Genomic DNA, 26409 nt, shown 5'->3' on the forward strand with positions numbered 1-26409 from the left:
CATGCAACAATTTAGCCATACAATTTCAACAATGATTATTATCTTTGTTTCACATGAGAAAAAATCTGGTTATAGCAATCGATGGCTATTCTTCTTGCGGAAAAAGTACCTTGGCAAAAGCACTGGCAAAAAAATTAGGTTTTATATATATCGATAGTGGCGCAATGTATAGAGCAGTTACTTTGTTCTTTATTCGCAACAAAGTTGATATGACCAATCAAGAAGCCATTAATGATGCGCTACACCATATCGAATTAAATTTTCATTCGAGAGATTACGAATCTCATATCCTTTTAAACGGCGAAGAAGTTTCCGAAGAAATTAGACAAATGCCAGTTTCTGAAAACGTTAGTGAGGTTTCGGCAAATAAGCAAGTTCGTCATGACATGGTGAAACAGCAACAAAGAATGGGCAAATCTAAAAACATAGTAATGGATGGCCGCGATATTGGAACTGCTGTTTTTGAAGATGCCCAAGTTAAATTTTTCATGACTGCCGACCCGAAAATAAGAGCTGAACGCAGGCATAAAGAATTGTTATCCAAAGGTGATGATGTGACTACTTTAGAAGAGGTTTTTGAAAACCTGGCTCATAGAGATTACGCAGACACTACAAGAAAAGAAAGCCCATTAGTTAGAGCTGAAGATGCTATTATTTTAGATAACACCGACCTTACCCAAGAAGAACAACTTGATTTTGCCTTAGAAAAAGTAAAGCCATTTCTAGAAAAAATTTAATCTCACCCACCTTATTAAATAATTTGGTATTTTGCTGCGAAATATAATCGCATGAAACCAAATTCCTATTTAAGACTATTAACCCTCGCCTCTCTTCTATTTTGCACTTCAGCTTGTCAAGCTCAAAAAGGCTGGATAAACCTATTTAATGGTAAGGATTTAAAAGATTGGACTGTTAAAATTGCCAAACATGAAGTTGGCGAGAATTATGCAAACACTTTCAGGGTAGAAAACGGTGTCATGAAAGTAAGTTATGATGGGTACGAAAATTTCGACAAACAATACGGACATATTCATTATAAAAAACCATTTTCTTATTATTTATTAAAGGTAGAATATCGTTTTGTTGGCGATCAAGCTAAAGGTGGTGAAGGTTGGGCAACTAGAAATAGCGGCGCCATGCTACACGGTCAAGACCCAAAAACAATGTTGAAAGACCAAGACTTCCCTATTTCTATTGAAGGACAATTATTAGGTGGCGACGGCACTCACGAACGCCATACCAGTAATGTTTGTACCCCAGGCACTACTATTTATATGGATGATAAATTGACGGTAGCTCACTGTTTAGAGTCTAATTCTAAAACCTTTCATGGCGAACAATGGGTTACAGCAGAGTTTCTGGTTTTAGGAGATTCTGTGATTAAACATTACGTAAATAAAGAATTAGTGTTAACCTACACAAAACCTCAAGTTGGAGGTGGCAGCGTAAGTAATTTCGACCCTAAAGTTAAACAAGATGGAAAACGTTTAACTAGCGGATACATTTCCTTACAGAGTGAAAGTCACCCAATTGAATTTAGAAAAGTAGCACTTTTCGATTTAGCTAGTTATTCAAAAGACAAAGTGAAGTTGGAGAAGATTTTGGCTAAGTTGAAAGAGGAATAGGCAATAATGAAAAAACCGATTATATTAATCTGTGTTGTAGCGTTTCTTATTACATTATGGGTTATAATTAGAGTTACAGGCATCATTAATACTTATAAAGTTGCATCATCTGCAAACGAACCTAATTTAGTTCTTGGTCAATTAATCGTAACATCTAACTTAAAAATGCCAAAATTATTTGACTTTATAACCATCAAAAAAGATGAGGAATTGATAATTTACAGAATATGTGGAATTTCAGGTGATAAAGTAGAGATTAGAAATGGACAATTGCTGATTAATGATAAAATGGCTTTTGAAAATTTTGAGACGAAACATCCCTATATTTTATCAAAAACTGAGTTTAATAAAATAGTTAATCTAGAAATTAATTTAGACAATTATACGCGGGTTAACGATACAACTTATAATGTTAACCTTGAAAATTCCCTTGCTAAAAAGTTGAATTTTGAAAATAAGCGAGAGGTGACCAAATTAGCTGAAGAAAATGAGCAAATAAGTGATTTGTGGGGTAAAAAATACAATGCTGATCATTTCGGCCCAGTCATAGTTCCAAAAGATAATTATTTTGTTTTAGGCGACAATAGATCCAATGCAGCGGATTCAAGATATATAGGATTCATCAATAAAAAAGATGCTAGCAGCACTTTGCTCTAGCCGTAGCGATCTATCAGTTCAACTAACTTAATATCGTTAAAACCTTTCATCAAACTAAATGTTGATTAATTTATTGAGACTTTTAACAGAGGTTTCATAAGTTTGCAAACAATTCCAAAGGCATCTTTTAACCACTGATGCCAAAAAATGTAATAATGATGAATAGATTTTTTTTCCTGCTGATTTCTTTAGTTCTTTTTTCTTTTAGCGTTGATGCTCAAGATTTGTACAAGGTTACAGCTGATAAATTAAATGTTAGAGAAACAAAAGACCCAACTAGCAAAAAAATTGGCTTTGTACCGCAGGATGAAAATGTTCAAGTTTTAGATTCCCTTACAGATGCCAAATTTTTTAAAATAAAGGTTACCAACGGCGAAGGCTGGGTTAGCAAGGAATATTTAACCAGAATATCTCCCGTACCTTCTGCACAAACCCAAGCACAAGCTCCAAAAGTTTTGGTAGAACAAAAAGTTGGCACTGATAACTCAAAAATCTATTTCATCTGTTTTGTAGTTTTAGTAATGATTGGCTTGCTGTTTTGCGTTTTTAAATTCCTGAACAGCAAAGTGCTAATGGGAATTTCTACCTGCTTAATTTTAGCAGTAGGTTATTTAAGTTACCTAAATTTTATGGTAGAGAAATCTGTTTCTGGAAAATACGTGAGCATTGGCGATGGAGATTACCAGTCATTTGAATTTAAACCCCAAAATGCTGTTGTGATAGAAGATAGTTATACGGATACCTTGGTAACCACAAAATATGATGTGGAAGGTGACATGATTAAGTTTAAGCAACAAGAAAACACCATTCTCTTATTAATTAGAGATAATAATACCTTAATTGGTGAGGGCTTTACCAGAGGAACGTTTAAAAAGAATTAGTTATTTTAACTGTTTACAGGACGCTATAAAGGTTTTGCCTTTAGCACTTTCTTAAGTTTTCTAAACCCGATTGAAGTGAAAATCCTTTTTGAAAAAAAGATTGCAACGAAAAGCGGGACTAACATTAATCAATGCCACTGAACTTCCTTTTCAAAAAATGTTTATTTAAATGTTTTCAGGCAATAACCACCCCACCTTTCAGGCACCCCTCCGAGGGAGGGGAATTATAAATCGCTTAATATCAGCAACATTAATTAAAAATTTCTTTTCTATTTAAAAAGAAATTTCTACCTTTGCAGTCCCTAAATAGGGAACAAAGGAGATTATTAATTAATGGCTAAAAAACAAGTAGCAGAAAAAGAACTAGCGGCAACAAATGCCGAATTACAAGGTGCAGACGCTCGTCTAACCGAGAAAGAAACAATTGAGTCAGAAGCTGATTCGGTTTCTATCGAACAAATCAAATCATCATTAGCGACACCAGATCAAGATTTTGATTGGGATGCAGATGATAAAGTATTTGGTAACTACAGTGACGCAGACCGTAAAAAGTTTGAAGATATGTATACAGATACTTTCAACCAAATCACTCAAGGCGAAATCATTAGTGGTATCGTTGTATCAATCAACAACAAAGACGTAGTATTAAACGTAGGTTTCAAATCTGACGGTTTAGTTTCTACTTCAGAGTTTAGAGATACACCTGATTTGAAAATTGGCGATTCAGTGGATGTTTTCGTAGAAGCTCCAGAAGATGCGAATGGTCAGTTGATTTTATCTCGCAAGAGAGCAAAAACACAACGTTCTTGGGAAACCATCAACGCTGCGCTTGACAATGATACCATTATTAATGGTTTCGTGAAAAGCCGTACTAAAGGTGGTTTAATTGTTGACATCATGGGTGTAGAAGCATTCTTACCAGGATCACAAATCGACATTAAACCTATCCGTGATTACGATGTTTACGTTGGTAAAACAATGGAATTCAAAGTTGTAAAAATCAACCACGAATTTAAAAACGTTGTAGTTTCACACAAAATCTTAATTGAAGACGATTTAGAAAGCCAAAAAGTTGAAATCGTTTCTAAATTAGAAAAAGGTCAAGTATTAGAAGGTACTGTTAAAAACATTACTGATTTCGGTGTGTTCATCGATTTAGGTGGTGTTGATGGTTTACTTCACATTACTGATATTTCTTGGGGCCGCATAGAGCATCCAAAAGAAGTATTATCGTTAGACGAAAAAATCAACGTTGTTGTTTTAGACTTTGATGATGAGAAAAAACGTATCGCTTTAGGTTTAAAACAATTAACTCCTCACCCTTGGGAAAATTTAGATGCTAACTTAGCTGTTGGTTCTAAAGTTAAAGGTAAAATTGTTACTGTTGCTGATTACGGTGCTTTCTTAGAAATCATTCCAGGTGTTGAAGGTTTGATCCACGTTTCAGAAATGAGCTGGTCACAAAACTTACGTTCACCTCAAGAATTCTTGAAAGTTAACGACGAAATCGAAGCTGAAGTTTTAACTTTAGACAGAGATGAGCGTAAAATGAGCTTAGGTATTAAACAATTAACTCAAGATCCTTGGGGTAATGTTGCTGAGAGATATCCAATTGGAAGCAAACACAAAGCTGTTGTTAAAAACATGACTAACTTCGGTGTATTTGTTGAAATTGAAGAAGGAATTGACGGATTAATCCACATTTCTGACTTATCTTGGAGCAAAAAAGTTAACCACCCTAACGAATTCACTAAAGTTGGTGATACATTAGATGTTGTAGTTTTAGAACTTGATGTTGAAAACCGCAAATTATCTTTAGGTCACAAACAATTAGAAGAAAACCCTTGGGATACTTTTGAAACTATCTTTACCCTTGATTCAGTTCATACAGGTACAGTAGTTAAAGTAACTGATAAAGGTGCTGTTATTGCTTTACCATACGGTGTAGAAGGTTTCGTACCAACTAAACACATGGCTAAAGAAGACGGTTCTGTAATCAAAGCTGAAGAAACTAATGATTTCAGAATCATTGAGTTTAACAAAGATGCTAAACGTATCGTTGTATCTCACGCCCGCATTTGGGAAGAGGCTAAAGCTGAAGCAGTTGCTGAAGAAAGAAATGCTAAAAAGAAAGAAGCTAAAGCTTCTGTAAGTGCAGTTAAAAAAGTGAAAGATTCTGTAGAGAAATCTACTTTAGGTGATCTTAGCGTTCTTGCTCAATTAAAAGAGCAAATGGAAGGCGAAGAAAGCAAAAAGAAAAAATAAGCTTTTTAAACGCTAAATAAATTTAATCCCGATAGGCAATGCTTATCGGGATTTTTTTATAGAAAAATTCGTCATTGCGAAGGAGATTTTTCATCGACTGAGGCAATCTCATTGTTGAATTTAAACCATATAAGAAATATGAGTTCATTGAAGCCATGCCTTATATTTCCTTAAATGTCTTATATGGTAAATATTAGAAAATGAATGTCATTGCTCATCGCTTACCCATGCCCCGCTTTCCTTCCTGCCTTGAAGAAAGGCATCCATCCTCCCGATAACTATCGGGACGGGTTTATAATTGAAAGCAAGTGGTTCTTGGCAACCTCACCCTATCAACGTTTTGTGCTTTGGCTTCTGCCTACAAATCCCTTTCCTCAAGGAGAGGGAAACAGAGGAAATGCGTTTAACCAATAGCTTTAACAGGGTGAGGTTTATTTTTCCTACTTTTGAAAATCAAACTTATCCAGTTATGAAGAAATTTATTTTTTGCTTTTTACTTTTCTCCTTGAGCTTTAGTCTTTTTGCTCAGGAAATAAATATTATCCCAAAGCCAGTCAGTATTACTAAAGGTTTAAAAAGCGAAGAATTTACTTTGGATAATAACTTATTGCTTATCACAAATTCTACATTTCAAGAACAAGCAAGTAATGCTGTAGCCAAGTATTTTTATGATTATTTGTCAAAAACATACAATATACAAAGAAGCAAAAATCCAGATACAAAAAAACGATTAATTTTAATTAGAGAATCTTTTGGGGAAGAGCACCCAAATGCATACATCCTAGACATAAAAAAGGATGAAATCCGGATTACTTCTTCATCAGATGCAGGAATATTTTATGGCATTCAAACTTTAATCCAATTGTTACCAACAGAAAAAGCGACTAGCTTGAAAATACCTGCTGTTACAATTACAGATTATCCTCGATTCGAATACCGCGGAATGCACCTAGATGTGAGTCGCCATTTTTTTGATGTGGCAACAGTTAAGGAATACATCGATTATCTCGCCCTGCATAAAATGAATTATTTCCATTGGCATTTAACTGATGATCATGGCTGGAGAATTGAAATCAAAAAATATCCAAAGCTAACTGAAGTTGGCGCTTGGAGAAATGGAAGTATAATTGGTCTTTGGCCAGGAAAAGGAAATGAAGGCATTAAGTATGAAGTTTTTCCAACAGACATTAAAATCACCCCAAAAGATGCTGTAATTAAAACTGATGGCATTAAACACGGTGGTTATTATACGCAAGCTGAAATTAAAGATGTAATTGATTATGCTGCAAAAAGGTACATCACCATTATCCCTGAAATTGAAATGCCCGCACATAGTATGGCTGTTTTAGCTGCTTATCCAGAGTTAGGAACAGAACCCAATAAAAAATATGAAGTTGCGCAAACTTGGGGAATGATGAACAAGTACAACAATGTTTTTCAGCCGACAGAAAAAACCTTCAAATTTCTAGAAGACGTATTAACAGAAGTGATGGCTTTATTCCCTTCACAGTACATTCATATTGGAGGAGACGAAGGCTCAAAAGTATGGTGGAAACAATCTCCAGTTACTCAACAAATTATGAAAGCCAATAACCTAAAAGACGAAAGTGCGTTACAAAGTTATTTCATTCATCGCATTGAGAAATTTGTAAATAGCAAGGGAAAAACTATTATCGGTTGGGATGAGATTTTAGACGGTGGCTTAGCACCAAATGCTATTGTAATGAGTTGGAGAGGTGAAAAAGGTGGCATTGCAGCAGCAAAACAAAATCATAAAGTTATCATGACACCAGAAAATATGATGTACTTTAATCATAAGCAATTTTTACAGGATGATAGCCTAGCTGCTAACAAATACCTTCCATTAGAAACTGTATATAATTATGAACCTGTTCCGACAGAATTGAGTGTTGAACAAGCCAAATATGTTTGGGGCGGACAAGGCAATCTCTGGTCAGAATATGTAGCTAACCCTAAAAAAATAGAATACCAAATTTTCCCAAGATTGGATGCTTTAAGCGAAATTCTTTGGAGCCCGAAACAAGGCAAAAACTATCCTGATTTTTTAAGACGTTTAAAGACACAGTTTAAGCGCTATGATTTAATGGGAATTACTTACAGCAGAAGATATTTAAATACAACCCCCTAACCATGATACGCAAGATTTTAGCAGTTATTTTAACCATATTTACATTATACGCAATTAAAGAAACAGTGGTTATTTTTACTTCGGGCGATGTAGAGATTGTCAGTCACAGAAAGCAATTGATATTAATAGCCTTGAGTATTACCATTCCTTTAGTGGTTTTATCGCTTTGGTTATGGAGACCGAAAACCCCAAACTCGTAAATGGGCTTCTGTTAATTTCACAGACTATGCAAAGTCCCCTTTAGGGGATTTAGGCGTAAAACTTACTCTTCAACTCTGGTGTAGGCACCCAACAGCTTTCTTGTTTACCAAACCATTTATAACGATTTTTGGCAATATAGTTATAAACTGCATTTCTAATAAAAGGAGGAACAATTATAAAACCGTAAAGTAAAGGCCAAAGTCCATTTAATTTTCGAGCAACTCTTAATGCGGCTGTAGAGCGCAAATAAACTTTCCCACCTTCTAATAAGATGAAACTATCTAGATTTTCTGGAGAAATATTAAAAGGTGTAATTTTTTCGGCAGCGTATTCACTTTGCAGGGATGCGAATCGGAAAATATTATTCTTATCTCTTTGGATGGTAAATTGCACCGCCCCATTACAGAGATTACAAAGTCCATCGAAAAAAATTACTGGTTGCATATACAAATATAAAACTATTAAGGGATTTACTTCCCTATAAAACACAGACTTATGTAAACTAAACCTGATGGTAATGAGCACGAATCCCGATTTTCGTCGGGAGAGTAAAATGAACAGCAGGACTATCCGCTCCCATGTAAACCAAACCCTGCTTTTCAAATCAAAATCATAACAATTTAGCAATCAAACAATTCAACACCTTTTTTCAACTTTCCAACATTTCAACTTTCCAACATTAAAACATTTATCTATATTTGCCCAATCCTTGTTCAATGCAAAAGAGAACCCTGCTAGACGGTCAAAAATTTCAAATCACAATTAAGAGACTTTGTCATCAATTAATTGAGAACCATACCGATTTTGAGAATACAGTATTAATCGGAATTCAACCCAGAGGAACTTATTTCGTAGACCGTGTACACCAAGAACTTTCAGCAATTTTAAAAACGAATACCATTAAAAAAGGTCATTTAGACATTACTTTTTTTAGGGATGATTTTAGAAGAAAAGATGGCCTAGTGACGGCGAGCAGCAATACCATTAACTTTATTATAGAAGGCAAACAAGTTATCTTAATTGATGATGTTTTGTGGACTGGCAGAACAATTCGTGCTGCGATGGACGCATTGCTGGCTTACGGCCGACCACAAAGAGTTGAATTAATGGTATTAATTGACAGAAGATTTTCTAGACACTTACCTATTGAGCCTAATTATATTGGCCAGCAAGTTGATTGTGTCGACAGTCAGAAAGTTAAGGTAAGTTGGAAAGAAAATGATGGAGAAGACAAGGTGATTTTATTATCAGAGAAACAATAAGAAAAATGGCAGCAGAAAAACTATCAACTAGACATCTTTTAGGCATTAAAGATATTAACCTGAATGATATTGAATTGATTTTCGAAACTGCTGATAATTTTAAGGATGTGATTAACAGACCTATTAAAAAGGTTCCCTCGCTAAGAGATATCACCATTGCCAATATATTTTTCGAAAACTCTACACGCACCAAACTATCATTCGAATTAGCTGAAAAAAGACTTTCTGCCGATGTGGTAAACTTTGCAGCATCTTCTTCGTCGGTTAGCAAAGGCGAAACCCTAATTGACACCGTAAACAACATCTTAGCGATGAAAGTTGACATGGTAGTGATGCGACATCCTTATGCTGGAGCTGGTCAGTTTTTAAGTAAACACATTAAAGCGCAAATTGTAAATGCTGGCGATGGCGCACACGAACACCCAACGCAAGCTTTATTAGATGCTTTCTCTATTCGCCAGAAACTAGGTGATGTTAGGGGTAAAAAAGTTGTTATTGTGGGCGATATTTTACACTCACGAGTGGCTATTTCTAACATTCTTTGTCTGCAAAAATTAGGTGCAGAGGTTATGGTTTGCGGACCAACAACATTAATTCCAAAACATATTGCTTCATTAGGTGTAAAAGTTGAACACGATTTAAAGAAAGCTTTAAATTGGTGCGATGTGGCCAATATGTTGCGCATCCAATTAGAAAGACAAGACATTAAATATTTCCCATCGCAACGCGAATATGCAATGATGTATGGTTTGAATAAAGAAATTCTAGATAATCTTGATAAGGAAATCATCGTTATGCATCCTGGACCGATAAACAGGGGTGTAGAGATTACAAGTGATGTGGCGGACAGTAAACAATCTATTATTTTAGAACAAGTAGAAAATGGAGTAGCTGTTAGAATGGCTGTACTTTATTTATTGGCTAGTCAGAATGATTAAGTAGTTGAATAGCTTATGGTTGATGGTCCATAGCCGAGTGGCAGACCAGAAGGATAATCTTGTTGGCAATTAACTATTGTCCATTAACCAACAACCTCTTTTCATTTCCTTTATACCAATTTCAAAATCTCTTCGTTAAAACCTTGTTATCAACAGATGTTAATTACTTATGTTGATAAGCTTTGATACTATTTCTAATTTAGTACCAACCATATTTGAAACCTATGCAGAAGAAATTTCTATTAGTTCCCCTCTTTTTAGTCGGCGGCATTACCGCCAGTTTTGCCCAGATAACCCCGCTAATCAACCTCAATAAAAACTACCAAACTGGTTTAGAATTACTCCAGAACGAGAAATATGTTGCCGCTGCCCAACAATTTAAAATGGTTGAGCAAGTTAGAAGCAAAGCCAGCACTCAAAAAGAAAGCAATGCAGAATTGTCTTTATTAAAAGAAAATGCAAAATTTTATGCAGCAGTTTGCGCTTTAGAACTAGGCAATGAGGATGCCGAATCGCTATTTCTAGAATTTATTAGAGAATACCCTTTAAATCCGAATACCAAGCTTGCTTACTTTCATGTAGGTAAATCTTATTTTGCGCAAAAGAATTATACAAAGGCCTTAGAATGGTTTGAAAAAACTGAGCCAAGTTCTCTTTCTCAAAAACAGAGAACAGAATATCAATTTAAACAAGGTTATGCCTATTTTGAGTTGAAAAATTTTGAAAAAGCAGAGCCTCTATTTGAAGCGGTTAAAAAAGAAGATTCACCATTTAAAGAAAGTGCTACTTATTACTTCGCGTATATCAATTACTTAAATAAAGAGTATAAAACTGCTTTGGCCAACTTCGAGAAACTGAAAGGCTCTCCTACTTATGAGGCAAGTTATCCTTACTACATTACTTCGATGTATTATTTGGATGAGCGTTATGATGATGTTATAGATTATGCAATTCCCGCAATGGCTAAAACAAAACAACAGTTTGAGCCTGAAATGTTAAGCTTAGTTGCAGCTTCTTATTTTGCAAAGTCAGAATTTAAAAATGCAGAGAAGTATTTCGCAGAATTTTATTCAAAAGATAAAAACAACACTAAAAATAATCTTTTCATTTATCAATACGGATACTCACTATATCAAAATGGAAAGTTTAAGGAATCTATCCCTGTTTTAGAAAAACTAACTACAGACGACATTTACCTGCAAAACGGTATGTACACCTTGGGTAAATCTGCCTTAAAGCTTAATAATAAAGAAAAAGCTCGCAGTGCATTTTTTAGGGCGTCTAGATTAAATTTCGATAAAGTAATACAAGAAGAAGCTTGGTTAAGTTATGCTAGATTAAGTTACGAGTTAGAATTTAATTCTCAAGCTTTAGAATCAATTCAAGCTTTTATTAAGCAATTTCCAAGCTCTAGAAAAATAAACGAGGCTAGAGTTTTACAAGGTGAAATTTTATTAACCAGCAAAAACTACCAAACTGCAATCGATATTTTAGAACCTCTACAAAACAAAACGCCTGAAGCAAAAGAAGCTTATCAAAAGGCAACTTACTTTAGAGGTTTAGAGTTTTACAACGAAAGGGCTTTCCCTAACGCTTTATCTATGTTTTTACGTTCTGGCAATTTCCCAGAAGATAAAGAAATAAATGCTTTAAGTATTTATTGGATGGCAGAATCGATGTATGAATTAAGAAAGTTTGGCGAAGCTGTTAAAACTTTTGAGAAGTTTTTGGCAATGCCTGCTGCACAAAAAACAGATGTTTACAACTTTGCTAATTATGCTTTAGGATACGCTGCTTTTGAGGATGAAAAATACACCAAAGCGGCTAATTACTTCGAAAAGTTTTTAAATGGTGATGATAAGGATGCTAAAACTGTAACAGACGCAACCATTCGTTTGGCCGATTCATATTTTGTTAACAAGAACTATGGCGATGCAATGGCTAACTATAACAAAATCATCAACGGTAAATTAACCGGAGAAGATTATGCATTGTTTCAACGTGGAATGATACAAGGTTTGCAAAAACAAGACGATGCAAAAATTGCTACCATGCAAAGTTTGTTGCGCCAATTCCCAGGTTCAAATTATGCTGACGACGCTGGTTTTGAAACTGCCTATACTTACTTCAATAAAGGGGATTTTGATAAATCTAAATCTGATTTAGTTGATTTAGTAGCTAAGTATCCTCGTAGTAGTTATGTTCCTCGTGCTTTAGTAACCATCGGTTTAGTACAATACAATCAAGACCAAGACGATGCTGCCTTAGAATCATTTAAAAAAGTGATTAGAGATTATGCAAGTTCTGTTGAAGCTAAACAAGCACTAGAATCTATCAAAAATATTTATGTAGATAGAGGTGATGCAAATGGTTTTATTGCATACGCTGCCACTACTCCACTTGGAAATTACTCGATGAGTGAACAAGATAACATTGTTTTTCAAGCGGCTAACAATAGATATTTAAAAGGTGATGCGCAAGGTGCTTACGAGGCCGTAAATGCATACTTTGAAAAATTCCCAAAAGCAATTCACGATAAGGAAGCTCGTTTTATTAGAGCTGAATCTTTAGTGAAATTAAATCGCTCTGCGGAGGCTATACCTGATTACGATTATATCCTAAACGATTGGACAAGCGATTACACAGAACGTTCGTTAATGAGTGTTTCGAAGGTTTTAATGGACGAAAAGAAATACAATGAGGCTATCGTTTACTTAAAAAGATTAGAGACCACAGCTGATTATAAAGTGCACTATACTTATGCCATCAACAATTTATTAAAAGCTTACAACGCTTTGGGTATGGCCGATGACATGATGAAATATGCAGATTTAATCAAAAACTCTGATAAAGCATCTGAAGAAGAAAAAAACAGCTCAGATTTATTTATTGGTAAAGCATATTTGGTAAAAGCCGATACTGTTCAAGCTGTTAAATCATTCAATAATGTAATAGCTAAAACAAAAACCTTAGCCGCTGCAGAAGCGAAATATAATATTGCAGCTATTCAATATGCCAAAGGCGATTATAAAAATTCTCAGAAAACTTGTTTCGACTTGATAAACAATATGCCATCCTATGATTATTGGGTAGCGAAATCGTTTATTCTATTATCTGATAATTACTTAGCGCTAAAAGATAAATTACAGGCAAAAAGTACATTATTAAGTATTATAGACAATTACGAAGGTAAGGATGACATCGTGCCAACTGCCAAAGAGAAATTAGCTAAAATTAATTAGACATTGAAGATGAGATTACACAAAATTATATATACTACATTAATTGTTCTTACTGCTGGTTCATTTGCAACGAAGGCGCAAGATGTTAAACCACCAGAAAAAACTGTTACGGAAGAAATTGAAGTAATAAGACCCTATAAACCTGTTTTGGCTGATGCTGTTAAGTTGAGAAGAAGTCCAGACTTGAATAACGTAGCAACTTATAAAGCCAAATTCAACTACGCCTTAACGGATAGGAAATTAGAGTTAAATTCTGATATTCAGAAGTTGCAAGCACAACAATTAGCCGACGAACGTGCTGCCGTACTAATTAATAATTACGTAAAAGGCGGCGTTGGCTCTCTGGGAACCGTATTGGCAGAAGCTTATGTTGGTACTGGAAAAGATGAAGGCTTACAAGCTGGTGCATTTTTTAGACATTTTAGTCAAGCTGGAAAACTATATAAACAGAACGAAAGCACGCAACAATTAAGTGCATTTGGCCGTAGCATTGGCGATAAAACCACATTGAATGGCCGTGTCAACTTTGAAAGACACGGATTATATTTTTATGGTATTGATGAAGCAAATCCAACCTTAAACCCAGATCCAGAGAAACAGGCTATCAATTTCTTTGAGTTAGAGGGAGAAGCCATCAATAAATTTACTAACGATGAGAATGCTTTAAGTTATGCAGCAAAGGTTAATGCCTATTTATTAAATGATAAATTTTCTGCCAAAGAAAACGCTATTACTTTAACGGGGTATCTAAACAAAAGGATTAGCAAATTTAATTTAGGTCTTGCAGCTGCTGCCGAATTAGGGAGTACAAAAGATGTAAATACAAGTGTTTCAAATAATATATTACGATTAAATCCTTACATCAAACTACAAGCAAATGGCGTAAAAATTACAGCTGGAATTAACTTCGTTCAAGAATTTGGCGAGTTTTCTAGCACAAGGATTTTCCCTGCCGTAACTGCCGACTTTACTTTAATTCCAGACTTTCTACAAATTTTTGGAGAAGTTAAAGGTGATGTTAATCGCAATAGCTTAAAAAACTTTACAGATGAAAATCCATTCTTAAATGGAAATATCGCCATTCAAAACACTGTAGAAAAAATGAGTATTAGTGGAGGTATTAAAGGCACAGGTGGTCCAGGTTTTGGTTACAAAGCTAGATTCTACAGCAAAAGAATTACCGATATGCCTTTGTTCGTCAACAACTTCACCAACTTCAATAAGTTCGATGTGATTTATGATTTTGGAACAATGAAATTATTAGGCTTAGAAGGAGAAATTTCTGTTCAAGTAAGTGATAACTTAAAATGGACTGGTAAAATAAATATGGAGGATTATAAACCTGCAGCAGAGCAAGAAAGTTATTACAAACCACAATTGCGCATCGGTTCAAACTTCTCTTATACTTATAATAAAAAGCTAAGTTTTAGTGCAAATGTTGCCATTCAAGACGATAGCGATGCGAAAGTATACATTTCAGACCCACAAATTTTAGGCATTTACCCTCCTATTCCAGATGTAACAAAAGAAACATTAGTAACTGTAAAAGGCTTTGTAGATTTAGGTGTCGGGGCAGATTATAAAATCAATAACAAGTTTTCTGCTTTTGCAAGGGCAACCAACTTGCTTAATACTAATTATAGCAAATACTTGTACTACCGTACAAATGGTTTCAGTATTTTTGGCGGATTAAGCTACTCATTTTAGGCCTTAGGCAATTAAATATTGGTTGATACCGAATTATAATTTATTTTTACCAGAATGGATATATTGTTATACCTAACAGAGCTATTACAAACTCGCAAAACCGTAGGAATTGTGGGCTTGGGCACACTGTATAAGAAAAAATCGCCTGGTAAATATGATGTGGAGAAACACGCTTTTGTACCTCCTACTTATACCATAGCCTTTATAACAGAAATAAAAGAAGAGGAAGAATTAGCAAACTATATTAGTAGCAAAAGGAATATCACTTCAGATTCTGCTAACTATTACATTGGCGAGTTCGCAGAGCGGATTCAGAGTCAACTTGCAGAAAATCAAGAAGCAGACTTAGGCTCATTCGGAAAACTTAAATACGTTAACGACGAATTGCTTCTAGTTGGAGCGCAAGAAGCTAATTTCGGAAACGAGTTTTATGGCCTTCCAACTCTAACAGAAATTACACCGGAAGAAGAAATTACTCCAAAGGAAGCTTTAATTCCTGAAACTGTAGAAACTGAGTATTTAGAAGAAATTGAAGAAGAAAACAAGTTAGAAGAAGAAAATCCTGGACAAGAAACTATAGATGAAATAGAAGAAAATGTATTGCTTCATGATGAGCAAGAAACTTTTGAAGAAATAGCAGAGGCAGAAAATCGCCCTACTGAGGTTTTTGAAAACACTTTTATTACACCACCTGTAATTGAAACTGTTGAGTCTGAAGAAAAAGAAGAGCCAGAAATAGTTGGTCAGGATGAAATAGAAGAAGAATATGTTGAAGAGGAAGAACCTAAAAAGGGAATGCCATTTTTAATTAAGGTGCTAATCATCTTATTAGTAATCATTGCCGCTGGAGCTGTCGCTTATTTTATTAACCCACCCTTCTTTGATAAATATCTTAAAAATTTTGAAGGCAAACACGACAAAAACATACCAGTTGCTCCAATTGATTCGTTAAGCAATAAAACAGATTCGTTAACAGCTGATAGTTTGGCTAAAGCAAATGCGATGGTTAAATTAACTGTTGACACACCTGCTGTTGATAGTAGCAAGGTTACAGTTTACGAAATTTTAGTTAGTGCAGTAGCAACTGACAAAAAGGCCAATAAAATTATTGCAAATCTTGCTAAAAACGGCGTTCCTGCTAAGAAAATCAAGCTTTCAAAGACAATGATTAATATTAGCGCTGGTTCATTTTTAAAAGAGGCTGACGCCAAAATTCTTCGAGATAGTTTAAGAAAAAAATTAAATAACGAAGGCATTTATATACAACCTGTATTACCAAAAACACACAAAAAATAAATATGATTACATTGTTAATGGCGGCTGGAGACACAGCAAAAAATGTTTTAGATACCGCAAATAAGGTTGCTACAACTGCAGCAGCAACTCAACCAGAATTACATTTTATAGATTTATTATTTAAAGGCGGATGGGTAATGCTTCCCTTAGCCTTATTGGCCTTTTTAGGTCTAGTTATTTTTATCGAACGTTATTTAACTATCCGTAAATCATCAAAAGATGAATCGAACTTAATGTTTCAAATTAAGCAGAATATACATGATGGAAGACTAGATAGTGCTATTGCTTTATGTAAAAACACAAAATCGCCTTTGGCTAGAATGTTAGAAAAAGGTTTAAAAAGAATTGGCAGACCTATTAAAGATATTGAAGGTGCAATTGAAAATACAGGAAAACTAGAAGTATCTAAGCTAGAAAAGAACATAGGTATTTTAGGTATCATTGCAGGTATTGCACCAATGCTTGGTTTCGTAGGTACAATTATTGGGGTAATTACAATTTTCCACGATGTGTCTATTAAAGGTGAGATTGAAATTGGAACTATTTCTGGTGGTTTATATACTAAAATGATTACTTCAGCAACTGGTCTAATTATTGGTATAGTTGCCTATGTATTATACCACATTTTAAATATGATGGTAGAAAAAATCATCCTGAAAATGGAAACAGATGCAATTGAGTTTATAGATTTATTAGAAGAACCAGGTAAATAATGAATTTACGCAAAAGAAAAAAAGGTGCCGTAGAGGTACATACCTCTGCGCTGAACGACATTATGTTTTTCCTGCTTTTGTTTTTTCTATTGGCATCTGCCGTAGTAAATCCGAGGGTGGTTAAACTATTATTGCCTAAATCTGATAGCGGTCAACAATCTACTGCTAAAAAAGCTGTTACGGTTAGCATAGACGAAAATTTAAATTATTTCGTTGATAAAAAACCAACTAACATTGAGCAGTTACAACCAGTTATCGAAGCTTACCAAAAGATAGCTCCAGATTTAACCATAATTTTATACGTTGCTAAAAGTGTACCAGCAGAGAATATCATGAAGGCATACGACGTTGCAAATAAATTAAAATTAAAGCTAGTTCTAGCTGTAGACCCTAAGAAATAATGACAACCACCGGCGAAGAAAATAACTATCCAAAAGCAATTGCAATTTCTGCAGTTTTGATGGGCTTATTTATTGCCCTTAGCTTTATTTGGGTTATTGGAGCATTTCAACCAGAAGAACCTGTTGGAATGGGTGGTATGGTAGTTAATTATGGTACTTCAGAGACCGGAATGGGCAGTGATTATACAAGTATTGAAGAACCTTCAATGGACCCGAATGCTAACAATAAATTGCCTGACAAAGTTACTCCAGAACAAAAGGTTACGCCTACAACTTCATCTCAAGTTGATGCAAAAGATGTAATTACTCAAAATTCTGAAGATGCGGTTGCCATCAATACTAAAGCAACTAAAAGTACCAATGCACCCACAAGTGCAACAGAAAGTAAACCAGCTCAACCAACCATTAACCCTAACGCACTTTATAAGGGCAATAAGAATAATGGAAAAGGTCAAGGTGATGGAACTGGTACTACGCCTGGCAACCAAGGAAGCGTTAATGGCGACCCTTTAGCACCTAATTATGGTGAGGGTGGTTCTGGGAATGGAAACACACCTATTCCACTAAGCAAATTTAATAACCTAGTTACTCCAACAGATGATGGCCAGGAAACTGGAAAAATTGTAGTGAAAATTCGTGTAAATAGAAACGGACAAGTTATTTCAGCAACTGCTGGAGCAAAAGGAACTACTTTTTCTAACGACGCCTTATTCCGCAAATGTGAAAGAGCAGTTATGAATGCCACTTTAGACAGAATAGAAAATGGTCCAGAAGTTAGAACAGCTGTTGTTGTTTTCAACTTCAAAGTGAAGTAACCTACTTTAATTTCAATGCTAAACCTCATCAAATATCCTTTCCAAAAATTTGAAAGGCCTTTGATATTTGCAGGCATATCATATCCAATATTTTTCCTTGGAGAACTTTCAGGTGTTGGATTATTGATTTTAATAGGCGGATTGTTGGCTGCATTAAGTTCTACCATCCTTATTATTTCCATGTTCGTTTTATTATTTAAAAAAGAGTTTGTCAAAAGTTTTTATACACTCTTATTTATTTTAATCATCATCAGTATATTTGGCACATTAGCACAATAAACATTTTTTGTTCTATAATCCTGTACCGTGGTCTGTTACACACAGACCACCATATTAGATTTTAATCAATAATGACTTACAAACAAACCTTAGATTTTCTTTATAGCAAATTGCCAATGTTTACTCGAGTTGGAGCGGTTGCATTAAAAAAAGACTTGCACAACACCATTGCAATGTGTGCAGCTTTAGATAATCCTCAAGCTAAATTTAAGAGCATACATATTGCAGGTACAAATGGAAAAGGTTCAACATCTCACATGTTAGCTGCTGTTTTACAAAAAGCAGGTTATAAAACTGGTTTATATACCTCTCCACACTTAAAAGATTTTAGAGAAAGAATCCGTATCAACGGAAAAATGGTTTCTAAATCGTTTGTAAAAGATTTTGTAAAAAATCAAACTGAAATTATTCAAGAAACAGAGCCATCATTTTTTGAAGTAACAGTTGCAATGGCATTTGATTATTTTGCTAAGGAAAAAGTTGATATAGCCGTTATAGAAGTTGGCTTAGGTGGCAGATTAGATTCAACAAATATCATTACACCAGAACTTTCTGTTATTACAAATATAAGTTTAGACCATACAAACATTTTAGGGAATACCTTACCAGAAATCGCTTTTGAAAAAGCAGGAATAATTAAAAAGAATATTCCAGTTGTTATTGGCGAAAGGCAATCAGAAACCGAAAATGTATTTATACAGAAAGCAATTCAAGAAAATTCACAAATTACCTTTGCACAGGATAATTTACGTTTGGAAAACTTGCGTCAAAAAAATCCCTTATTATCCATGGATATTTATCAAGGTAAAGGTTTAGGCTATAAAAATTTAGCACTTGATTTAACAGGAACCTATCAAAGTAAAAACATCGTAACAGTAATTCAATCCATCCTTAAATTAAAGGAACTTGGATTTAACATTCCTGATAAAGCAATTTATTCATCCTTAAACAAAGTAAAAAAACTAACTGGTTTACAAGGCAGATGGCAAACTTTAAGTACAAATCCATTAGTAATTTGCGATACCGGACATAACAAGGCAGGAATTACAGAAGTAATTCAAAATATCAATAATACCAGTTTTGAAAAATTGCACATTGTTATAGGTATGGTAAAAGACAAGGATATTAACGGTGTTTTAGCAATTCTTCCAAAAAATGCAATCTATTATTTCTGTGAGCCCGACCTAGAAAGAGCTCTGCCTGCAAAAGACTTAGCGGAAAAAGCAGCTCGTTTTAAGTTAAAAGGGGAAATATTTATCAATGTTAAATCAGCTTTAGAAGCAGCAAAAACCAAGGCAAAAAATAACGATTTAATTTTCGTTGGCGGAAGCACCTTTGTAGTAGCAGAAATATTATAAGAAATTCACTTCTGCTTCATAATCAATTAGTATTTTTACTACACTAAACGCATATAATGAAATTTAAACATCTACTTTTTTTAATGTTAGTGGTAACCTATACTAACGTTAATGCCCAACAAAAATCAAAAACCACTACTAAAACCTATCCTGCAAACATAGAAAGACCCAAACTTGTGGTAGGTTTGGTTATCGACCAAATGAGATGGGATTATCTATACAGGTATTATTCTAGATATAGCAATGGCGGATTTAAACGCCTTATAAATGAAGGTTTCTCTGTAGAAAACACCTTTATTCCATACACACCAACATATACAGCTTGTGGCCATACTTCAATTTATACAGGTTCTGTCCCTGCAATTAATGGTATTATTGGCAATAACTGGTACGACCCAGAATTAGGGAGAGATGTATATTGTGCAGAAGACAAAAGCGTAAAAACAGTTGGCAGTTCGTCGAGAGCGGGCGAAATGTCGCCAAAGAATATGCTTGTAACCACAATTACAGACGAGCTTAGATTGGCAACAAATTTCAAAAGCAAGGTAATTGGCGTATCTATAAAAGACCGTGGTTCTATCTTACCAGCAGGGCATTCAGCAAATGCGGCCTATTGGCTTGATGGAGCAAACTTTATTTCTAGCACTTATTATATGCAATCTCTACCAACTTGGGTGACAGATTATAACAGCAAAAAAGAAGCAAATAGATACTTTGCCAAAAATTGGAATACACTTTATCCAATTGAAACTTACACGCAAAGCACAGCTGATAATAAAACTTATGAAGGTAAGTTCAGAGGAGAAGAAACGCCTAATTTCCCTCATCAATTAACAGGGTTTATCGACAAGAACTTCGAGATGATTAAAAGTACTCCTTATGGGAACACCATAACTTTTGATTTTTCAAAATTGGTTATCCAAAATGAAAAAATGGGTCAATCAGGTAATACTGATTTCTTGGCAATCAGCTGTTCTTCTACTGATTATGTTGGCCATCAATTTGGTCCAAACTCAATTGAAGCAGAAGACACTTATTTACGTTTAGATAAAGATTTAGAAGATTTCTTTAATTATTTAGACAAAACAATTGGTAAAGGAAACTATCTTGTATTTTTATCTGCAGACCATGCAGTTGCCCATGTGCCTGGCTTTATGAAAGAAAATAAATTGCCATCAGGTACCGTAAGCAATTCCGCCTTGCGCAAAGGATTGGATACTTTAATGAATACAAAATTCAATCTCTCAAAATCTGTAATTACAGTAACAAACAATCAGGTATATTTTGACCATAGCGTTATAGAAGATAAAAAAATAGATTTCACCCTAGTTAAAAAAGCTGCAACAAACTACTTAAAGAAACAAAATGGTATTGCTGATGCAGTAGATTTAGAAATTTTAAATAATTCTACAATCCCAGAAGAAATAAGGAAAAGAATAACAAATGGCTACAACGCTCGTCGCAGTGGCGATGTTTATTTCATTTCTAAGCCAAACTGGTTTGATGGTGGAGCTACTGGTACAACCCACGGCTCCTGGTATCCTTATGATTCTCACATCCCTTTATTATTCATGGGTTGGAAAGTGAAACCAGGAAAAACCAATCAAACTTATTACATGACTGATATTGCAGCTACATTAGCGGCAATGCTGCATATTCAAATGCCAAGTGGAAGTGTTGGTTCGCCAATTACTGAGATTACACATCAATAAATATTTCTTTTTTTGAAAAGCAAAAGCAGGGCAACTATTTATGTTAGTCCTGCTTTCGTTTATAGTCCTCATTCCGCTTCGCTACATTGTGGGCTAATCACTCAATCAGGTTTATCAACAAAAAACAATGCAAGAAACTACTGTTGCAATTAGCAAAACAGCTTGTATCTATTAAGCTATAAATATTGCCAATCCTTAGTTTTTGTTACCTTTGTACACCAAATACAAAACCTAAATGGAACAAGTTCAAGTCTACAAGCCTAAAAATAAAATTCGTTTCGTTACTGCTGCAGCATTATTCGATGGTCATGATGCTACCATAAATATCATGCGTAGAATTCTGCAATCTTCAGGTGCCGAAGTAATACATTTAGGTCACAATCGCTCAGTAGAAGAAGTTGTAAATTGTGCCATTCAAGAAGATGTGCAAGGTATTGCAATGACTTCTTATCAAGGTGGTCATATAGAATATTTTAAATATATGTACGATTTGCTTCAAGAAAGAGGTGCAAATCACATCAAGATTTTTGGTGGTGGTGGTGGTGTTATACTTCCTTCAGAAATTGAAGAACTACAAGCTTATGGCATTACAAAAATTTATTCTCCAGATGACGGCCGCAAAATGGGTCTTCAGGGAATGATAAATAACATGTTAGAGCAAACAGATTTTATTACCACCGAAAAAATAACCACAGAACTAGAGAATATTCCGAATAAAGAAGTTAAAAGTATAGCCTCTGCAATAACAGTTGCAGAAAATGACCCCGAAGGTGCTCAACATTTTGTTAATGAACTTAAAAAATTGACGCTTAAAAATCAAGCTCCAGTTTTAGGTATCACAGGAACGGGTGGTTCTGGTAAATCATCATTAGTTGATGAGCTTGTAAGGCGATTTTTAATTGAAGTAAAGGATAAAACCTTGGCTATCATATCTGTTGACCCTTCGAAAAGGAAAACAGGTGGAGCTTTACTAGGTGATAGAATTAGAATGAATGCCATAAACAACCCAAGGGTTTATATGCGTTCATTAGCAACTCGTCAAGCTAACTTGGCTCTTTCTAAAAATGTTCAAGAAAGTATAGATATTTGCAAAGCAGCAGGATACGATTTAATCATTGTAGAAACATCTGGCATCGGACAATCTGATACGGAAATTACAGAGCACTGTGATGTTTCTTTATATGTGATGACACCAGAGTTTGGTGCTGCAACTCAATTAGAAAAAATCGACATGCTTGATTTTGCCGACCTTGTTGCTATCAATAAATTTGATAAACGCGGCGCACTGGATGCCTTACGTGATGTCAGAAAGCAATACAAGCGTAATCACAATCTTTTTGATTCCAAAGATGAAGAAATTCCAGTTTTTGGAACAATGGCATCTCAATTCAACGACCCCGGAATGAATAATTTATTTGTTTCATTACTTAATGAAATTAAAGAAAAAACAGGTGTTGATTTTAAATCAGCAATGCTGACTACTGTCAATCAATCAGAGAAAATTTATATTATTCCACCTGATAGAATTAGATATTTATCTGAAATTGCTGAAGCTAGTGAAACTTATAATGAATGGGTAGATAAGCAATGTAAAATAGCCAGAAAACTCTATCAACTAAAAGGTGTGATGGAATTTTCAAGTGATTTTGAAAATATTGGAGATGGTTTGAAAGATGCTTACACCTTTATTGAAGAGCAACTTGATGGAGAATGTAAACGCTTACTTCGCCATTGGCCAACCACTAAAGCAAAATATAAAGATGAGTTTTTTGTTTATAAAGTTCGTGATAAGGAAATTAAACAACCTTTATATTACGAATCATTATCTAAACTTCAAATCCCAAAAATCTCGTTGCCAAGATATGAAGATTGGGGAGATATCCTACGTTGGTTATTAACCGAAAACGTTCCAGGCGAATTTCCTTATGCTGCTGGGGTATTTCCACTAAAACGTGAAGGTGAAGACCCAACACGTATGTTTGCTGGAGAAGGTGGGCCAGAAAGAACCAATAAACGTTTCCACTATGTGTCTTTAGGCCAGCCAGCACATCGTTTATCTACCGCTTTTGATTCTGTAACCTTATATGGCGAAGACCCTCATATTCGTCCAGATATTTATGGTAAAATAGGAAACTCAGGCGTAAGCATCGCAACTCTTGATGATGCGAAAAAATTATATTCTGGTTTCGACCTATGTGCGTCATCAACTTCTGTTTCAATGACAATAAATGGCCCTGCACCAATGTTGTTAGGCTTTTTTATGAATGCCGCTATTGACCAGCAATGTGAAAAGTACATTATTGAAAACGGCTTACAAGAAGAGATTGAAAATAAAATTAAAGACCTATATAAGAAAAAGGGAATTGAACGCCCATTTTACCAAGGAGATTTACCACAAGGGAATAATGGCTTAGGCTTAATGTTATTAGGTGTAACTGGTGAGGAAGTTTTGCCTCAAGATGTTTATGCTAAAATTAGAGCGTACGCCATAAGTGCTGTTCGTGGTACAGTGCAAGCTGATATTTTAAAAGAAGACCAAGCTCAAAACACTTGTATTTTCTCAACAGAATTCGCCTTAAGAATGATGGGCGATATTCAGAAATATTTTATAGATGAAAAAGTAAGGAATTTTTACTCGGTTTCTATTTCTGGTTATCATATAGCCGAAGCTGGAGCAAATCCCATTTCTCAACTTGCATTTACCCTAAGTAATGGTTTTACATTTGTAGAATACTACTTAAGTAGAGGAATGAATATCGATGATTTTGCACCAAATCTTTCTTTTTTCTTCAGTAATGGTATCGATCCAGAATATTCAGTTATTGGTCGTGTAGCTCGTAGAATTTGGTCAAAAGCAATAAAAAATAAGTACAAAGGAAATGACCGTTCTCAAAAGCTAAAATATCATATTCAAACCTCTGGACGATCATTACACGCTCAAGAGATTGACTTTAATGATATAAGAACTACGCTCCAAGCATTATATGCCATCTACGATAATTGTAATTCATTGCATACAAATGCTTATGACGAAGCCATAACAACACCAACAGAAGAGTCTGTTCGCAGGGCGATGGCCATTCAATTAATCATCAACAGGGAGTTAGGTTTAGCCAAAAATGAAAATCCTTTACAAGGCGCATTTATTATTGAAGATTTAACAGATTTAGTTGAAGAAGCTGTTCTAGTAGAATTTAAGCGAATCAACGATCGGGGTGGTGTTTTGGGAGCAATGGAAACCATGTATCAACGTGGTAAAATCCAAGAAGAAAGTTTGTATTATGAAACCCTAAAGCACAATGGCGAATATCCAATTGTTGGTGTAAATACATTCCTAAATAAAAATGGTTCACCTACCATTGTTCCTGGAGAAGTTATAAGAGCTACTGAAGAAGAAAAACAATATCAAATTAAGGCATTAAAAGCTTTTCAAGATAGAAACGAGGAAAAAACTGAACAAGCTTTATTAAAACTTCAAAAAACGGCAATTAAAGGTGACAATATCTTTGAAGAATTGATGGAAGTCTGCAAAATCTGCTCTCTAGGGCAAATTAGCAAAGCACTTTATGAAGTTGGTGGTCAATATCGAAGAAACATGTAATCTTAATAAACAGAAAAAGCCTCGAAATCGAAGCTTTTTTTGTTTTGATTTATATCGTTTAAGAATGAATCCAACTAAATTTATAATCCATTGTTGGATTCTTCATTCGCTCCGCAACACGTAATAAACGATCTGGAAGATTCATTACATAATCTCTTGCTTTTTCTCCAGCCTCATTTAATTCTTGTAAACTATCAATTTTCCATTCTTCAATAAGCGATTGCATAATTTCAACATAGTCAACTGCTGTGTAAACACCCAATCTCTGTGCTGCATCTGTAAAGTGACCAAACGTTTGTCCAATCTTCATTCCCATTTCGCGTAAAAAGTGAGCAGGCATAACAATTTTCTTGCGCATCATATCTTCAAAAGCAATCATAGCTTCGCTTGGATCTACTTCAAATATTTTAGACATAAAATCTTTATACGCTTTTGCATGACGCAATTCATCTGATGCGATTACACCACACATTTTAGATAATAATACATCGCCATCTTTTTTAGCCAAAGAGGCCACTCTTCTGTGTGATATGTTAGTGGCTAATTCTTGAAAACTGGTGTATACAAAGTTACGGTAAGGATCATGGCCAGTGCCAATATCAAATCCATCAGCTATTAAATATTGCGTAGAAATTTCCATCTGACGCATATCAACACGACCAGATAAGTATAAATATTTATTTAGAAGATCACCGTGACGATTTTCTTCACCAGTCCAATGACGATTCCATTTTACCCAACCACTTTCTTCATCACGTGAAATACCATCCATCATCATCAACCAAGATTCATATGTAGGTAGTGCCTCCTCTGTTATCGTATCTCCAATAAGTACTGCTACTAAATCATAAGATAAATCTTTCGCATTCTCCCTTAAAATTTTGATGTCTTGATAAAAAGAATCTCTAGTAGAATCTGGTAAAAAATCAGATGGTTGCCAATTGGTATCGATAGGTTTCAAATAAGTAGGCATCATCTTAAGCATATATTTCTCAACATGCATTAATACTTCCTTTCTTGATCCAAAATTGATTTTCATCGTATTATAATTAAGGCACAAAGATAAGTATTCTGTATCGCTTAGCCATGGTTTATTTGTAATTAAAACAAAGATAAAAGGAAAAGGTTCTGGAAATATGCTATTGAGTTGCTATCAAAGGCAGTCCTGCTTTCCGCTTTACTTGCTTCGCGGCGTGCTCGCTCCTATCAGGTTTAAGTGGCCAGGCTTTCTTTCCAGACGGTCGGTTGTCCCCCTCAATCGGACGCCCTGCTGAATGCCCTGGCAAATCCTGCTTCGCATAGCCTGT

Annotated in this window: 21 protein-coding genes; 19 read left to right on the top strand and 2 right to left on the bottom strand. The window is 34.9% G+C overall.

The annotated features are described in order from the left end of the window. Positions 1–53 precede the first annotated feature (53 nt). From cmk to R2Q59_RS10410, 7 genes are all read left to right on the top strand, one after another. On the top strand, positions 54–737 hold the full coding sequence (gene cmk, locus R2Q59_RS10380) for a (d)CMP kinase (protein ID WP_316785453.1): 684 nt from the start codon (positions 54–56) through the stop codon (positions 735–737). A gap of 51 nt (positions 738–788) precedes the next feature. Further along, entirely contained in the window at positions 789–1625 is an 837-nt protein-coding gene (locus tag R2Q59_RS10385) for a DUF1080 domain-containing protein (protein ID WP_316785454.1), read from the top strand. A 6-nt stretch (positions 1626–1631) separates the two neighbouring features. Next, on the top strand, positions 1632–2282 hold the full coding sequence (gene lepB, locus R2Q59_RS10390; RefSeq protein WP_316768544.1) for a signal peptidase I: 651 nt from the start codon (positions 1632–1634) through the stop codon (positions 2280–2282). A gap of 155 nt (positions 2283–2437) precedes the next feature. Continuing rightward, positions 2438–3163 carry an SH3 domain-containing protein gene (locus tag R2Q59_RS10395; protein WP_316785455.1) on the top strand — a complete coding sequence of 242 codons (726 nt, stop codon included), beginning with the start codon at positions 2438–2440 and terminating at the stop codon, positions 3161–3163. Between the two features lie 333 nt (positions 3164–3496). Then, positions 3497–5428: a 30S ribosomal protein S1 gene (gene rpsA / locus R2Q59_RS10400; RefSeq protein ID WP_316768550.1), complete on the top strand. Its 1932-nt coding sequence runs from the start codon at positions 3497–3499 to the stop codon at positions 5426–5428. A 469-nt stretch (positions 5429–5897) separates the two neighbouring features. Then, positions 5898–7577 (top strand): beta-N-acetylhexosaminidase, encoded by a 1680-nt coding sequence (locus R2Q59_RS10405; protein ID WP_316785456.1) that lies wholly within the window; start codon positions 5898–5900, stop codon positions 7575–7577. A 2-nt stretch (positions 7578–7579) separates the two neighbouring features. Continuing rightward, complete coding sequence (locus tag R2Q59_RS10410; RefSeq protein ID WP_316785457.1) at positions 7580–7777, top strand: hypothetical protein; 198 nt, start codon at positions 7580–7582, stop codon at positions 7775–7777. Positions 7778–7826: 49 nt separating this feature from the next. Here R2Q59_RS10410 and R2Q59_RS10415 read toward each other — a convergent pair whose 3' ends face one another. Next, complete coding sequence (locus R2Q59_RS10415; protein ID WP_316785458.1) at positions 7827–8222, bottom strand: thiol-disulfide oxidoreductase DCC family protein; 396 nt, start codon at positions 8220–8222, stop codon at positions 7827–7829. 272 nt (positions 8223–8494) lie between these two features. Between R2Q59_RS10415 and pyrR the strand changes: the two genes are divergently transcribed. From pyrR to R2Q59_RS10475, 12 genes are all read left to right on the top strand, one after another. After that, positions 8495–9040, top strand: a complete 546-nt coding sequence (pyrR, locus tag R2Q59_RS10420; protein WP_316768569.1) for a bifunctional pyr operon transcriptional regulator/uracil phosphoribosyltransferase PyrR — start codon at positions 8495–8497, stop codon at positions 9038–9040. 5 nt (positions 9041–9045) lie between these two features. Further along, positions 9046–9978, top strand: coding sequence for an aspartate carbamoyltransferase catalytic subunit (locus R2Q59_RS10425; protein WP_316768571.1), 933 nt, complete (start codon positions 9046–9048; stop codon positions 9976–9978). Positions 9979–10202: 224 nt separating this feature from the next. Further along, entirely contained in the window at positions 10203–13220 is a 3018-nt protein-coding gene (locus R2Q59_RS10430) for a tetratricopeptide repeat protein (protein ID WP_316785459.1), read from the top strand. 9 nt (positions 13221–13229) lie between these two features. After that, complete coding sequence (locus tag R2Q59_RS10435) at positions 13230–14927, top strand: hypothetical protein (protein WP_316768575.1); 1698 nt, start codon at positions 13230–13232, stop codon at positions 14925–14927. A gap of 54 nt (positions 14928–14981) precedes the next feature. Next, the gene (locus tag R2Q59_RS10440) at positions 14982–16223 is read left to right on the top strand and encodes a hypothetical protein (protein WP_316768577.1); all 1242 of its coding nucleotides are present in this window, start codon (positions 14982–14984) and stop codon (positions 16221–16223) included. 2 nt (positions 16224–16225) lie between these two features. Beyond that, a complete protein-coding gene (locus R2Q59_RS10445) occupies positions 16226–16936 on the top strand; it encodes a MotA/TolQ/ExbB proton channel family protein (protein ID WP_316768579.1) in 711 nt (236 codons plus the stop codon). After that, on the top strand, positions 16936–17337 hold the full coding sequence (locus tag R2Q59_RS10450; RefSeq protein WP_131554519.1) for an ExbD/TolR family protein: 402 nt from the start codon (positions 16936–16938) through the stop codon (positions 17335–17337). The genes R2Q59_RS10445 and R2Q59_RS10450 overlap by 1 nt, the downstream gene beginning before the upstream one ends. Beyond that, a complete protein-coding gene (locus R2Q59_RS10455) occupies positions 17337–18152 on the top strand; it encodes an energy transducer TonB (RefSeq protein WP_316768583.1) in 816 nt (271 codons plus the stop codon). Before R2Q59_RS10450 ends, R2Q59_RS10455 begins: the two co-directional genes overlap by 1 nt. Before the next feature lie 15 nt (positions 18153–18167). After that, the gene (locus R2Q59_RS10460) at positions 18168–18431 is read left to right on the top strand and encodes a hypothetical protein (RefSeq protein ID WP_316768585.1); all 264 of its coding nucleotides are present in this window, start codon (positions 18168–18170) and stop codon (positions 18429–18431) included. 71 nt (positions 18432–18502) lie between these two features. Then, positions 18503–19789 carry a folylpolyglutamate synthase/dihydrofolate synthase family protein gene (locus R2Q59_RS10465; RefSeq protein ID WP_316785460.1) on the top strand — a complete coding sequence of 429 codons (1287 nt, stop codon included), beginning with the start codon at positions 18503–18505 and terminating at the stop codon, positions 19787–19789. A 56-nt stretch (positions 19790–19845) separates the two neighbouring features. After that, the gene (gene pafA / locus R2Q59_RS10470) at positions 19846–21501 is read left to right on the top strand and encodes an alkaline phosphatase PafA (protein WP_316785461.1); all 1656 of its coding nucleotides are present in this window, start codon (positions 19846–19848) and stop codon (positions 21499–21501) included. A gap of 235 nt (positions 21502–21736) precedes the next feature. Then, positions 21737–25102 carry a methylmalonyl-CoA mutase family protein gene (locus R2Q59_RS10475; protein WP_316785462.1) on the top strand — a complete coding sequence of 1122 codons (3366 nt, stop codon included), beginning with the start codon at positions 21737–21739 and terminating at the stop codon, positions 25100–25102. Between the two features lie 58 nt (positions 25103–25160). On the opposite strand, the gene R2Q59_RS10480 is transcribed toward R2Q59_RS10475, so the two are convergent. Further along, positions 25161–26141, bottom strand: coding sequence for an acyl-ACP desaturase (locus R2Q59_RS10480; RefSeq protein ID WP_316768593.1), 981 nt, complete (start codon positions 26139–26141; stop codon positions 25161–25163). Positions 26142–26409: the final 268 nt, after the last annotated feature.

Source organism: Pedobacter frigiditerrae, from assembly GCF_032678705.1.
GTDB classification, from domain to species: Bacteria; Bacteroidota; Bacteroidia; order Sphingobacteriales; family Sphingobacteriaceae; genus Pedobacter; species Pedobacter frigiditerrae_A.

Coding starts and splice junctions, on each gene's coding strand:
- cmk (WP_316785453.1), top strand. CDS start 54: ATGAGAAAAAATCTGGTTATAGCAATCGATGGCTATTCTTCTTGCGGA.
- R2Q59_RS10385 (WP_316785454.1), top strand. CDS start 789: ATGAAACCAAATTCCTATTTAAGACTATTAACCCTCGCCTCTCTTCTA.
- lepB (WP_316768544.1), top strand. CDS start 1,632: ATGAAAAAACCGATTATATTAATCTGTGTTGTAGCGTTTCTTATTACA.
- R2Q59_RS10395 (WP_316785455.1), top strand. CDS start 2,438: ATGATGAATAGATTTTTTTTCCTGCTGATTTCTTTAGTTCTTTTTTCT.
- rpsA (WP_316768550.1), top strand. CDS start 3,497: ATGGCTAAAAAACAAGTAGCAGAAAAAGAACTAGCGGCAACAAATGCC.
- R2Q59_RS10405 (WP_316785456.1), top strand. CDS start 5,898: ATGAAGAAATTTATTTTTTGCTTTTTACTTTTCTCCTTGAGCTTTAGT.
- R2Q59_RS10410 (WP_316785457.1), top strand. CDS start 7,580: ATGATACGCAAGATTTTAGCAGTTATTTTAACCATATTTACATTATAC.
- R2Q59_RS10415 (WP_316785458.1), bottom strand. CDS start 8,222: ATGCAACCAGTAATTTTTTTCGATGGACTTTGTAATCTCTGTAATGGG.
- pyrR (WP_316768569.1), top strand. CDS start 8,495: ATGCAAAAGAGAACCCTGCTAGACGGTCAAAAATTTCAAATCACAATT.
- R2Q59_RS10425 (WP_316768571.1), top strand. CDS start 9,046: ATGGCAGCAGAAAAACTATCAACTAGACATCTTTTAGGCATTAAAGAT.
- R2Q59_RS10430 (WP_316785459.1), top strand. CDS start 10,203: ATGCAGAAGAAATTTCTATTAGTTCCCCTCTTTTTAGTCGGCGGCATT.
- R2Q59_RS10435 (WP_316768575.1), top strand. CDS start 13,230: ATGAGATTACACAAAATTATATATACTACATTAATTGTTCTTACTGCT.
- R2Q59_RS10440 (WP_316768577.1), top strand. CDS start 14,982: ATGGATATATTGTTATACCTAACAGAGCTATTACAAACTCGCAAAACC.
- R2Q59_RS10445 (WP_316768579.1), top strand. CDS start 16,226: ATGATTACATTGTTAATGGCGGCTGGAGACACAGCAAAAAATGTTTTA.
- R2Q59_RS10450 (WP_131554519.1), top strand. CDS start 16,936: ATGAATTTACGCAAAAGAAAAAAAGGTGCCGTAGAGGTACATACCTCT.
- R2Q59_RS10455 (WP_316768583.1), top strand. CDS start 17,337: ATGACAACCACCGGCGAAGAAAATAACTATCCAAAAGCAATTGCAATT.
- R2Q59_RS10460 (WP_316768585.1), top strand. CDS start 18,168: ATGCTAAACCTCATCAAATATCCTTTCCAAAAATTTGAAAGGCCTTTG.
- R2Q59_RS10465 (WP_316785460.1), top strand. CDS start 18,503: ATGACTTACAAACAAACCTTAGATTTTCTTTATAGCAAATTGCCAATG.
- pafA (WP_316785461.1), top strand. CDS start 19,846: ATGAAATTTAAACATCTACTTTTTTTAATGTTAGTGGTAACCTATACT.
- R2Q59_RS10475 (WP_316785462.1), top strand. CDS start 21,737: ATGGAACAAGTTCAAGTCTACAAGCCTAAAAATAAAATTCGTTTCGTT.
- R2Q59_RS10480 (WP_316768593.1), bottom strand. CDS start 26,141: ATGAAAATCAATTTTGGATCAAGAAAGGAAGTATTAATGCATGTTGAG.